This is a genomic window from Xanthomonas pisi DSM 18956 (assembly GCF_001010415.1).
Lineage (GTDB): Bacteria > Pseudomonadota > Gammaproteobacteria > Xanthomonadales > Xanthomonadaceae > Xanthomonas > Xanthomonas pisi.
This window is the reverse complement of the sequence record NZ_JPLE01000069.1, coordinates 17935-29473: the sequence shown is the minus strand read 5'-3', so window position 1 is coordinate 29473 and position 11539 is coordinate 17935. Positions and strand designations below refer to the sequence as shown.

Below are 11539 nucleotides of genomic sequence, written 5' to 3'. Positions count from 1 at the left end.
GGCGATGCGATCTATGCCGATGGCGTGGAGATGCTGTTGCGCAGTGCGCCGTCCAGCGCGCCGGCCAACGATACGCCGGAAGACGATGCAGGCCTGAGCGAAGTCTGCCTGCTGTTACGCGGGCTGGGCGGCCGTCACCACGGGCGCAGCTTCACCCTGGACCGCTCGCGTCTGGTCGGCAGCGACCCGGCGGCGGACATCGTCATCGACGACCCCGCCTTCGCCGCGCAGCATGCACGCCTGGAGCGTCATGGCGACCGCGTACTGATTCGCGATCTTGGCTCGGAAGAGGGCAGCTGGATCAACGGCGTGCAGGTGCGCGATGGCTGGCTGCAGGCCGGCGACCAGGTGGTGTTCGACGCCCGCCACCGCTTCGTGGTGGAAGTGCCGCGCATCCATCACGGCACCACCTGGGACATCCCCGATGCCGAACCGCCGCTGCCGCCGCGCGCCGCCGCCGAGCCGGTGCGCGGTTCGGCGCGCGCTGAGTTTCTTCCAGATCCGCCAGCCCAGCAGGACCGCAAGGATGCCGGCATACAGCGCCGGTTCGCGGATATCGGATTTCACCAGCCACCAGAAGTGCAGCACCGCCAGCACGCCGATCGGATAGATCAGCTGATGCAGGCGGCCCCAGTTGCGCTTGAGCCGACGCANNCGGCACCAGCAGCAGCCACGCCGCAAAGCCCACGGTGATGTAGGGGCGCTTGACGATCTCTTCGAAGATCTGCGTCCGGAAGCCGCGCAGGTCCAGGCTCAGGTACACCGCCAGGTGCACGCTGGCATAGAAAAACGCGTACAGCCCCAGCATGCGGCGGAAGCGGATCAGCACCGCCTGGCCGGTGAGCTGGCGGAGCGGGGTGATCGCCAGGGTGATCACCACAAAGCGCAGCGCCCACAGCCCGGTGCGATGCTCGATCTCGGCCACCGGGTCGGCGCCCAGCGCATCGCTGCCGGTCTGCCACACCTGCCAGAACTGCCAGGCCAGCAATGCGATCGGCGACAGTGCGGCGGCATGCACCGCCACCTTGGCGGCAATCAGGGAAGCGGACGTCTTGGCCATGCGATCTCAAAAAAGGAAGCGATGCCGCGCGGGCATGAACATGCATCGTAGGAGCGCACCTGGGCGCGATGGGCTTTGCTGGTCATGCCCGTCGCGCCCGGGTGCGCTCCTACGCAGGGGACATCACTGCCCTAGAACCATTTCTTCAGGTCCATGCCCGCATACAGCGACGCCACCTGATCGGCATAGCCATTGAACGGCTTGGTCGCGATGCGCTCGGCAAACAACTTGCTGGCGGTGCCCGCGATGCGGCGCTCGGTCTTCTGGCTCCAGCGCGGGTGGTCGACCGCCGGATTGACGTTGGAAAAGAACCCGTACTCGGATGGCTGCAGATCGTGCCAGGCAGTCTCGGGCATCGTTTCGACGAAGCGAATTTCCACGATCGACTTGATGCCCTTGAAGCCGTATTTCCACGGCACCACCAGGCGTAACGGCGCGCCGTTCTGCTGCGGCAGCGGCTTGCCGTACAGGCCGGTGGCCAGCAAGGTCAGCGGATGCATCGCCTCGTCGATACGCAAACCTTCGCGGTAGGGCCAGTCGATCGAGCGGTAGCGCACGCCGGGCATCTGCTGCGGGTCGGCGAGGGTGGTGAAGGACACGTACTTGGCCTTGGAGGTGGGCGCGAAACGCTTGAGCACCTCGCCCAGCGGCACGCCGGTCCACGGGATCACCATCGACCAGCCTTCCACGCAGCGCAGCCGGTAGATACGCTCCTCTGCGGTGACGCCCTTGAGCAATTCGTCCAGCGACAGGCTGCCGGGCTTTTCGCATTCGCCACTCACCTTCACCGACCACGGCGACAGCTTGAGCGTCTTGGCGGCCTTCGACGGATCGGTCTTGTCGGTGCCGAACTCATAGAAATTGTTGTAACTGGTGACGTCTTCCAGCTTGGTCAGTTCTTCGGCGGTACGGAAGCCGCTGCGCGCCTGCGCCGGCGTCACCACGGTCTTGGGCGGAGGCGGCGGGTCGGCCTCGGCGCATCCGGCGATGCCCAGTGCCGGCGTCAGCGCAAACAGCTGCAGCAGCCGGCGCCGGTCGCGGTAGACGGACTCATCGGTGATCTGGCTGGATGGCAGTTTGAACGCATCGCGAAACGACATGGCAGGCTCCGGCAGTGGCTGCAGCGTGAGAGTAGCCCACGGAGGTGAAAGTTCGTCCCGTGGCTGTCACCACGTTACGTCAGGCTCAGTCAAAAGGATGCAGCTGCAACTTTTTTACCCGCTGCCAAGCCCGATGCGCTGCGGCATACTAGAAGGCTAGCTCGACAAGGTGTGCCATGACACGCGCGTTCAATTTCAGTGCCGGCCCTGCGACATTGCCCGAATCGGTCCTGCGGCAGGCGCAGGCGGAGATGATCGAGTGGAACGGCGTTGGCGCCTCGATCGTTGAAATCAGCCACCGCAGCGCCGATTTCATGGCCGTGGCGGCCGCGGCCGAAGCCGATCTGCGCAGTCTGTTGTCGATTCCCGACGACTACGCGGTGCTGTTCACCGCCGGGGGCGCCACCACCATCCAGGCGCTGTTGCCGCTGAATTTCGCCGCGCCCGGGCAGGCCGCCGATTACGTGATCACCGGGCACTGGGGCAAGACCGCGATCAAGCAGGCGGCGCCGTACGTGGATGCGCGCATTGCCGCGGACGCGCAGGCCGATGGGTTTATCGACATCCCGCCGGTGGCCAGCTGGACCTTGTCGCCGCACTCGGCCTACGTGCACATCACCGCCAACGAGACCATCCACGGCGTCGAATTTCGCGACACGCCGGATGTCGGTACCTTGCCGCTGTTCGCCGATTTCAGCTCGTCCATTGCCTCCGAGCCGCTGGATATTTCGCGCTATGGGTTGATCTACGCCGGTGCGCAAAAGAATCTCGGGCCTGTGGGCATTTCGGTGCTGATCGTGCGGCGCGATCTGCTGGAGCGCGCTGGCCAGCCGCGTGCGGACATCTTCAACTATGCCTCGCATGCCGCGCGCGATTCGATGCTCAACACCCCGCCGACCTGGAACTGGTATCTGCTCGGGCTCACTGTGAAGTGGATGCTGCAGCAGGGCGGGGTGGAAGAGTTCGCGCGCCGCAATGCCGAGAAAGCCGCCCTGGTCTACGGCGCCATCGATCGCTCCGGCGGCTTCTATCGCAACCTGATCAAGCCGGCCGTGCGCTCGCGTATGAACATCCCGTTCTTTCTGCACAACGAGCAGCTGGACGCGGTGTTCGTCAGCGAATCCAAGGCCGCCGGTCTGCTGGCATTGAAGGGCCACAAAGCCGTCGGTGGCATTCGCGCCTCGCTCTACAACGCCATGCCGGTGGCTGGCGCGCAGGCGCTGGTGACCTTCATGCACGACTTTCAGCAGCGTCACGGCTGAGTCCCATCTTCGACCGCGGCGCAGGCCGCGCAGGCGCTTGCGCCGTTTCTCAAGGAATGCCCAGCGATGGCTCCCAAGTCCAACAAACCCGCTGCTGCCAAGGGCAGCAAGACCAAACCAGCGAGCAGCTCGGCTGACACCTCGGTGACCAGGCAGGTCGCCCAGCCCGCGACCAAGCCGGGCAAGGCCATCGGCAAGCCTGCCGCCGCCGCACCGGTGCTGGCCGACGTGCGCGCCAAGATCGACGAGATCGACCGCACCATCCAGGCCTTGATCGCCGAGCGCGCCAACTTCGCCCACCAGGTCGGCAAGGCCAAGGGCAAGCTTGCCGCAGCGGTGGATTACTACCGCCCCGAGCGCGAGGCGCAGGTGCTGCGCATGGTGGTGGACCGCAACGAAGGCCCGCTCAGCGACGAAGTGCTGGTGCACGTGTACCGCGAAATCATGTCCGCCTGCCTGGCCCAGCAGGAGCCGCTGAAGATCGGCTACCTCGGCCCGGAAGGCACCTTCAGCCAGCAGGCCGTGCTCAAGCATTTCGGTCGCTCGGCGGTGGGACTGCCGATGGCCACCATCGAGGAAGTATTTCAGGAAGTGGAAGCCGGTAACGCCGATTTCGGCGTGGTGCCGGTGGAAAATTCCGGGCAGGGCACCATCCAGGTCACGCTGGACATGTTCCTGACCTCCAATCTCAAAATCTGCGGCGAAGTCGAGTTGCGCGTGCATCAGTACCTGCTCTCGCGTAACGGCCGGCTGGAAGACATCGAGCGCATTTACGCGCATTCGCAATCCTTCGCGCAGACCGCCGGTTGGCTGCGTTCGCACCTGCCCAAGGTGGAGAAGATCGCCGTCTCCAGCAATGCCGAGGGCGCGCGGCGTGCGCGCAATGCCGAAGATGCAGCAGCGATCGGCGGCGAGAGCGCCGCGCACGTGTATGGCTTGAAGAAAGTCATCATGAAGTCGATCGAAGACGACGACGACAACACCACGCGTTTCCTGGTGATCGGCCGGCAGATCTTTCCCACCTCCGGGCATGACCGTACTTCGGTGCTGGTGTTCATCCACGACAAGCCGGGCGCGTTGTTCGACGTGCTCAGCCCGTTCGCGCGGCATGGCATCAGCATGAACCGCATCGAGTCGCGTCCCTCGCATCAGGCCAAGTGGGAATACGGCTTCTTCATCGACCTGGCCGGCCACGTGGAAGACGAGGCGATGAAGCAGGCACTGGCCGAACTGGAAGCGCATTCGGCGCAGATCAAGGTGCTGGGCTCGTATCCGGTGGCGATCCCCTGAGCGCTCGACCACTCGCCCAACGGGCGCGCCGCCGCTCTGGCGATGACGGCGCTGCCATCTCTTACCCAGCGCATCGCCTGCATGGCGGCGCAGCAATCGGATCATTCGCATGAGCAGCAGCACGCAACACTGGATCGCGCAGCAGGGCAGCGCATTGCGCGGTACGTTGGCCATTCCCGGCGACAAGTCGGTGTCGCACCGTGCGGTGATGTTTGCCGCACTGGCCGATGGCATTTCGCAGATCGATGGGTTTCTCGAAGGCGAAGACACGCGCTCCACCGCAGCCATCTTCGCCAAGCTGGGCGTGCGGATCGACACCCCATCGGCATCGCAGCGCATCGTGCATGGCGTCGGCGTGGACGGGTTGCAGGCGCCCACCGAGGAACTGGATTGCGGTAACGCCGGCACCGGTATGCGCCTGCTCGCCGGCCTGCTGGCCGCGCAGCGCTTCGACAGCGTGCTGGTCGGCGATGCGTCCTTGTCCAAGCGGCCGATGCGACGCGTGACCGGCCCGTTGGCGCAAATGGGCGCAAGCATCCAGACCCAGGACGACGGCACGCCCCCCTTGCGTGTGCACGGTGGTCAGCCACTGCACGGCATCGATTTTGTGTCGCCGGTCGCCAGTGCGCAGGTCAAATCCGCCGTGCTGCTTGCAGGTCTGTACGCGCAGGGCGAGACCTCGGTGACCGAACCGCATCCCACGCGCGATTACACCGAGCGCATGTTGTCTGCGTTCGGCGTGGAGATCGCGTTCTCGCCGGGCAAGGCGCGCCTGCGTGGCGGCCAGCGCCTGCGTGCGACCGACATTGCGGTGCCTGCGGACTTTTCGTCGGCAGCATTTTTCATCGTGGCTGCCAGCATCATTCCCGGGTCGGAAATCGTGCTGCGCGCGGTGGGCCTGAATCCGCGGCGTACCGGGTTGCTGGCAGCGTTGCGCTTGATGGGCGCGGACATCAACGAGGAAAACCATGCCGAACACGGCGGCGAACCGGTGGCCGATCTGCGCGTGCGTTATGCGCCGCTACACGGTGCGCACATTCCCGAGGCGCTGGTGCCGGACATGATCGACGAGTTTCCCGCCTTGTTCGTGGCCGCTGCGGCCGCCAACGGCAAAACCGTCGTCACCGGCGCTGCCGAGCTGCGCGTCAAGGAGTCCGATCGTCTGGCCGCCATGGCCACCGGCCTGCGCACGCTCGGCGTGCAGGTCGATGAAACGCCGGATGGCGCCACGATTCACGGCGGCACGATTGGCAGTGGTGTGATCGAAAGCCATGGCGATCACCGTATCGCGATGGCCTTTGCCATTGCCGGTCAGCGTTCGACCGGCACCGTGCAGGTGAACGACATCGCCAACGTCGCCACCTCGTTCCCGGACTTCGACACCCTGGCGCAGGGCGCCGGTTTCGGGCTCAGCGCTCCGCGCTGAACTCGACCGGTACCTGCACGCTGCTGACCACCGCGTGGCCGTCGCGCGTGGCCGGTTCGAAACGCCACTGGCTCAGGGTTTCGGTCACCGCTGCGTCCAGGCGCGGGTCGTTGCTGCCGCTGCGGTCGACGATGGTCACTGCGCGTACCTGGCCCTGCATGTCCAGCTGCAGGCGTGCGGTGCGGCTGCCCTGAATGCCGGCGCGCGCCGCATCGGCCGGATAGCTGGGCATCGTGTTACCCGGGAGTGGCTTGGCATCCACGCTATTGATCGCCGCACGCACGGGCTGGTGCGCAATCATCGTCATCGCGCGCGGGCCATCGGCGCTGGGCAGGATCTGCCGGCTCGCAACAGGCGCGGGACGGGTATCGGTGGCGAGCGACTCGTCGCCATGCCGGGCCCACCACCACGCCGGGATCACGACCACCAGGGCCAGCAGCGTCGCCCATCGCCACGGCGAGGCACCGTCGTCCTGCACATCCCTCCCATGACCGGACGCGGCGGTGGCGGAGCGAGACAGCGACGGCGTGTGATGTGACGAGGGATTCGAGCTGAAGGACATGGCCGGCCTCCTGGCGCATCTTTGGGATGACGCAGCAAGTCTGGTCGGCGCTGCCTGAGGCGCAGCTAAGGCGGACGCCCGAGTCGTTGTTACAAGGCTGTAGTCGTTCAGCTTGGTGATGCGATGACGGCGCAATGGCACTGCCGATGATCGTCAAGACAGCGCCCGCCAATCCCTTGCAAAACAGCCGATTGCACGCGCTTGCAATGGCCGGCCGAGTCCGCCGGTCCAGCCGGCTGGCTGTTCTTATTGCGCCGGCTTGAACTCGAAGGGGATATCCAGACTTCCTGCAGCCGGCTGCCCGTTTTGCTGGGCTGGGTGAAAGCGCCAATGGCGTACCGCTTCCATTGCGGCGCGGTCCAGATCGCGTGAGCCGCTGCGCTTGACCAGGGTCACGCCGCCCGGATTGCCGGTGGCGTCGACATCCACGCGCACCACCACATCGCCTGCATCGCCACGCCGCAGTGCTGCCGAGGGATAACGCGGCGGTGGCATCTGGCCCTGCATGGGGACCGGGCGGTTGCCGCCCGCCACTGGCGCGTTGGGCGGCGCCGACGCGCCTGGAGCACCGGGAACGGCGCTTTCCGGCAACGGAGCCGGTGCCGCTGGCGCCGGTGGTGCGGTCTCCACCAGGGTGGGCGCCTGTTCCGGCGGCTTGGCCTGTGGCATGTCGCTGGCGCCGTCCTGGGCGGGTAGCGGCGCCGGCAGCGGTTGAATGGTGTCGTCGGCGGCCGGCGTGCCGGCAGTCGGCTGTGTCGGGGAGGCCTTGTAGAAATCGTCCTTGCGACCGGTGGCCCACACCAGCAGGAACAGCAGCAGGCCGGCGCCGAAGGCGATACCGGCGATTTTCAGGGTGTGGCGGGGCAGACGCAGGACGATCTGACGATCGGACGCAGGGCGGGGCGCGGGCATAGGGCTCACCTGAAGGATCGCGGTAATTCTGGCATAGCCCCGGTGAATCGATCGCCGCAGGTGGCGGAACAGGCGATAATCTTGCGCTCCTCACCGACACATAGACTTCCGATGCTAGATCCGGCCCTGCTTCGCCAACATCCCGCCGACCTTGCCGAGCGCCTGCGCAGCACGCGCAGTTTCTCCCTGGACACTGCGGAACTGGAGTCGCTGGAGAGCGAGCGCAAGCGGATCCAGGTGCGCACGCAGGAATTGCAGAGCATGCGCAATTCCAAATCCAAGGCGATCGGGCAGGCCAAGGCCAAGGGCGAAGATGTCGCTGCGTTGATGGCCGAAGTGGCCGGCTTCGGCGATGAGCTCAAGGCCTCGGAAGACGCGCTGGACGTGATCCGCGCCAAGCTGGAACTCATTGCGCTGGGCCTGCCCAATCTGCCGGCCGACGATGTGCCGCAGGGCAAGGACGAGAGCGAGAACGTCGAGCAGTCGCGCTGGGGCACGCCGCGCAGCTTCGATTTCGCAGTCAAGGACCATGTGGAACTCGGCGCGCCGCACGGCTGGCTGGATGGCGAAACCGCCGCCAAGTTGTCGGGCGCACGTTTCACCGTATTGCGCGGTCCGATTGCGCGCCTGCATCGCGCGCTGGCGCAGTTCATGCTCGACCTGCATGTCGGCGAGCACGGCTACGAAGAAACCAACGTGCCGCTGCTGGTCAATGCCGAGTCGATGCGCGGCACCGGCCAGCTGCCGAAGTTCGAAGACGACCTGTTCCAGACCGAAGTGGGCGAGTCGCGCCGCTATCTCATTCCCACCTCGGAAGTGCCGCTGACCAATATCGTGCGCGACGAGATCGTCGATGCCGAACGTCTGCCGCTGCGCATGACCGCGCATTCGATGTGCTTCCGTGCCGAAGCCGGCAGCGGTGGTCGCGACACGCGCGGCATGATCCGCCAGCACCAGTTCGAGAAAGTGGAGCTGGTCACCGCCTGCGCGCCGGAACACAGCGATGCCGAGCATCAGCGCATGACCCGCTGCGCCGAAGTGGTGCTGGAACGACTCGGCCTGCCGTATCGCAAGGTGCTGCTGTGCACCGGCGACATGGGCTTTGCCGCGATCAAGACCTACGATCTGGAAGTGTGGCTGCCGTCGCAGGACACCTACCGCGAGATTTCGTCCTGTTCCAATTGCGGCGATTTCCAGGCGCGTCGCATGCAGGCGCGCTGGCGCAACCCGGCCAGCGGCAAGCCGGAATTGCTGCACACGCTCAACGGTTCCGGCACCGCCGTGGGCCGCGCGATGATCGCGGTGATGGAGAACTACCAGAACGCCGACGGCTCGATCGAGGTGCCGCAGGTGCTGCGTCCGTATATGGGCGGGCTGGAGCGCATCGGCTGAAAACGCCTGCATCGGGCCTGCATCGGTCGGCGAGCCTACGTCGGCGTAGAGCCTATGAGCGCACCCTGGTGCTGCGTGGTCGTGCCCATCAGCGCTGGGCGCTTAGGCGAAGTCCGGTTTTCTGATCCTGCCGCGCGTCAAGCGCGTCAGATCGCCGCCCCAGGCAATACGAACGCACGAAAACGGGACCGGCGCTGGTCCCGTTTTTGTGCAGGCAGCACTGCGCCCCACAAGCTGCCGACACTTGCGATGGCGCAAGGCGCGCCGTGTGCAGGGGCAATGCCAGCGTGTTGCACAAACTCGCCTGCCATCGCCGCGCAGTAGCAGCACCACTCCTCGCGCGGGGTGCCTTGCTGGAAGAGGTGTCGCGACAGAGCTGATGGTTTATCGGCAATCGGCTGCTATCAATCCCAATCCCGGCTCCCTAAGCCCGTCCGCAGCAAGCCTGCGCGCTCAGGCTGCCGCCTCCGCCGGCTGCCGCAGCTCGGCCAGCGCCTGCGCGAGCGCCTTGCTGCGATGCTCCGGCGAATACGCCACGCCTTCGGCGCGCACGAAGCTGATGTCGTCGATGCCCAGAAAGCCGAACACCTGGCGCAGATAGGGCTCCTGAAAATCCTTGGTCGGGTCGGCATAGATGCCGCCGCGCGCACTGGCAACGATGATGCGCTTGCCGCCGGCCAGCCCTTCCGGACCGGTCGCGGTATAGCGGAAGGTGCGACCGGCCACTGCGATGCGGTCGATCCACGCCTTGAGCGTGGAGGGGATCGCGAAGTTGTACATCGGCGCGCCGATCACGATGACGTCGGCCTGCAGAAACTGCTGCATTGCCTGTTCGGCTGCCGCAGCCTCGGCCGGGTCTGCCTGCGCCAGCGACCGCCCGGTCAGGTGCGGAAGCGGTTCCTGGTCCAGGTCGCGGTAGGTCACCTGCAGTTGCGGGTGCAGCCGCAGCTGCTGGGCGACGACGGCAGCACTGAGTTCGCGGCTGATGGAGTTGGCGCCCAGGGCGCTGGAATCGAGGTGGAGCAGCTTCACGGCGAAGACCTGTGGGCAAGCGGTAACGCCGCGGAGGGGCGCAGATTAGGTCGTTGCTCTGTTGGGATAAAGGTGGTTAAATATCACTTATCGTTCTATCCATGGATACCTGCGCCATGCACGACCTGAATGACCTGTACTACTTTGCGATGGTGGTGGACCACGGCGGCTTTGCCGCTGCCGAGCGTGCGCTAGGGATTCCCAAGTCGCGCCTGAGCCGCCGTATCAGCCAGCTCGAAACCGATCTGGGTGTGCGCCTGCTGCAACGCTCCACGCGCCGCTTCGCGGTGACCGACGTCGGCACCAGCGTGCATCGGCACGCCCAGACCATGCTGGCCGAGGCGCAGGCTGCGCGCGAGGTGGTGGATCGTCTCAGCGCCGAGCCGCGCGGTCTTGTACGTGTGAGCGTTCCTGTCTCGCTGGCGCAGATCCAGCTGCCCAAGCTGCTGCCCGAATTTCTGGCCAAGTACCCCAAGGTGCGGCTGCAGCTCAACATCAGCAACCGCCGCGTCGACGTCATCAACGAGGGCTACGACATCGCACTACGGGTGCGTTCGCGCCTGGACGACGACGGCAGCCTGGTAATGCGCAGCTTCGGCCAGGTGCAGGAGCTGCTGGTCGCCAGCCCCAAGTATCTGGACCGTGCTGGTCGCCCGAAAGACCCGAGCGAGCTGGCCAACCACACCACCATGAGCACCAGCGAAGACGAAGCGCATCAACGCTGGGAACTGCACGGCCCCAATGGCGAGATGCGCCGCGTGGACCTGCAGCCGCGTCTGGCCGGCTTCGATTTCCCGTTGCTGCAATCGATGGCGCGCGATGGCTTCGGCATCACAATGCTGCCGGAAACCGTCTGCGCCGAAGCGGTGCGCAGCGGCGAACTGGAAGTGGTGCTGCCGCACTGGTCGCTGCCCCAGGGCATCTGCCACGCCGTGTTCGCATCGCGCCGTGGCCTGCTGCCGGCGGTGCGGGTGTTCATCGACTTCCTGGCCGAACACCTGCCGCAGGAGATCGAACGCTCGCGCCTGGACTGCGGCGGCAATTGCGCCGAACTGGCCGAAAAGCTCAAGCGTGCGGCGGCTGCCGCCAACGCACCGCGCCTGGTGGCTGAAGCAGGCTGAGCGACGTATCGCCGGGTAGGCCGGTAGCGCTCATTGCGTCGCGGTCACGCGCCTGGTCGACGCACCGCCCTGCAAGCCGGGCGGTGCGAGGCGAGCGAGGCCGCTTAGCAAAGCACGCCCGGGCATGCGAGAATGCGCGCCCGGGAGCGATCCTGGGAGTGGCAGAACCGCACGCGATGACCGTACGGCCCTGTCAGGCGACATCCGCGCAATGCGGATCGCCCCAGTGACAGCCGATGCTTTCGGCGGTCGCGCGCAGCAACATCGGAGAGATGGCCGAGCGGTTTAAGGCACCGGTCTTGAAAACCGGCGAAGGGTCAAACCTTCCGTGGGTTCGAATCCCACTCTCTCCGCCAAATTTCAGATAAATTGTTGATTTTAA

Annotated in this window: 9 protein-coding genes, 1 tRNA gene and 2 pseudogenes; 7 read left to right on the top strand and 5 right to left on the bottom strand. The window is 65.8% G+C overall.

Annotated features, from left to right (window positions below):
- Positions 1–498 (top strand): annotated as a pseudogene (locus Y887_RS14990) (FHA domain-containing protein); the annotation flags it as partial.
- On the opposite strand, the pseudogene msrQ reads toward Y887_RS14990, so the two are convergent.
- Together msrQ and msrP are read right to left on the bottom strand one after the other, a co-directional pair.
- Positions 463–1060: pseudogene (msrQ, locus tag Y887_RS19280) on the bottom strand (protein-methionine-sulfoxide reductase heme-binding subunit MsrQ); the annotation flags it as partial. The pseudogenes Y887_RS14990 and msrQ sit on opposite strands and share 36 nt — an antisense overlap.
- Positions 1061–1191: 131 nt before the next feature.
- Positions 1192–2160, bottom strand: a complete 969-nt coding sequence (gene msrP / locus Y887_RS14985; RefSeq protein WP_046965103.1) for a protein-methionine-sulfoxide reductase catalytic subunit MsrP — start codon at positions 2158–2160, stop codon at positions 1192–1194.
- Between the two features lie 176 nt (positions 2161–2336).
- On the opposite strand from msrP, the gene serC reads away from it, so the two are divergent.
- From serC to aroA, 3 genes are all read left to right on the top strand, one after another.
- The gene (gene serC / locus Y887_RS14980; protein WP_046965102.1) at positions 2337–3422 is read left to right on the top strand and encodes a 3-phosphoserine/phosphohydroxythreonine transaminase; all 1086 of its coding nucleotides are present in this window, start codon (positions 2337–2339) and stop codon (positions 3420–3422) included.
- Positions 3423–3488: 66 nt separating this feature from the next.
- Positions 3489–4712, top strand: a complete 1224-nt coding sequence (gene pheA / locus Y887_RS14975; RefSeq protein ID WP_046965101.1) for a prephenate dehydratase — start codon at positions 3489–3491, stop codon at positions 4710–4712.
- A gap of 109 nt (positions 4713–4821) precedes the next feature.
- Positions 4822–6138 carry a 3-phosphoshikimate 1-carboxyvinyltransferase gene (gene aroA / locus Y887_RS14970; protein WP_046965100.1) on the top strand — a complete coding sequence of 439 codons (1317 nt, stop codon included), beginning with the start codon at positions 4822–4824 and terminating at the stop codon, positions 6136–6138.
- On the opposite strand, the gene Y887_RS14965 is transcribed toward aroA, so the two are convergent.
- Together Y887_RS14965 and Y887_RS14960 are read right to left on the bottom strand one after the other, a co-directional pair.
- Positions 6122–6700 (bottom strand): energy transducer TonB, encoded by a 579-nt coding sequence (locus Y887_RS14965; protein WP_084726055.1) that lies wholly within the window; start codon positions 6698–6700, stop codon positions 6122–6124. The genes aroA and Y887_RS14965 overlap by 17 nt on opposite strands.
- Positions 6701–6946: 246 nt before the next feature.
- Positions 6947–7612 (bottom strand): energy transducer TonB, encoded by a 666-nt coding sequence (locus Y887_RS14960; protein ID WP_046965099.1) that lies wholly within the window; start codon positions 7610–7612, stop codon positions 6947–6949.
- A 111-nt stretch (positions 7613–7723) separates the two neighbouring features.
- Between Y887_RS14960 and serS the strand changes: the two genes are divergently transcribed.
- The gene (gene serS / locus Y887_RS14955) at positions 7724–9004 is read left to right on the top strand and encodes a serine--tRNA ligase (protein WP_046965098.1); all 1281 of its coding nucleotides are present in this window, start codon (positions 7724–7726) and stop codon (positions 9002–9004) included.
- Positions 9005–9457: 453 nt separating this feature from the next.
- On the opposite strand, the gene Y887_RS14950 is transcribed toward serS, so the two are convergent.
- On the bottom strand, positions 9458–10036 hold the full coding sequence (locus tag Y887_RS14950) for an FMN-dependent NADH-azoreductase (protein WP_046965097.1): 579 nt from the start codon (positions 10034–10036) through the stop codon (positions 9458–9460).
- Between the two features lie 101 nt (positions 10037–10137).
- Between Y887_RS14950 and Y887_RS14945 the strand changes: the two genes are divergently transcribed.
- Together Y887_RS14945 and Y887_RS14940 are read left to right on the top strand one after the other, a co-directional pair.
- On the top strand, positions 10138–11157 hold the full coding sequence (locus tag Y887_RS14945; protein ID WP_046965096.1) for a LysR family transcriptional regulator: 1020 nt from the start codon (positions 10138–10140) through the stop codon (positions 11155–11157).
- Between the two features lie 266 nt (positions 11158–11423).
- Positions 11424–11513: transfer RNA gene (locus tag Y887_RS14940), tRNA-Ser, on the top strand.
- The last annotated feature ends 26 nt before the right edge of the window (positions 11514–11539 follow it).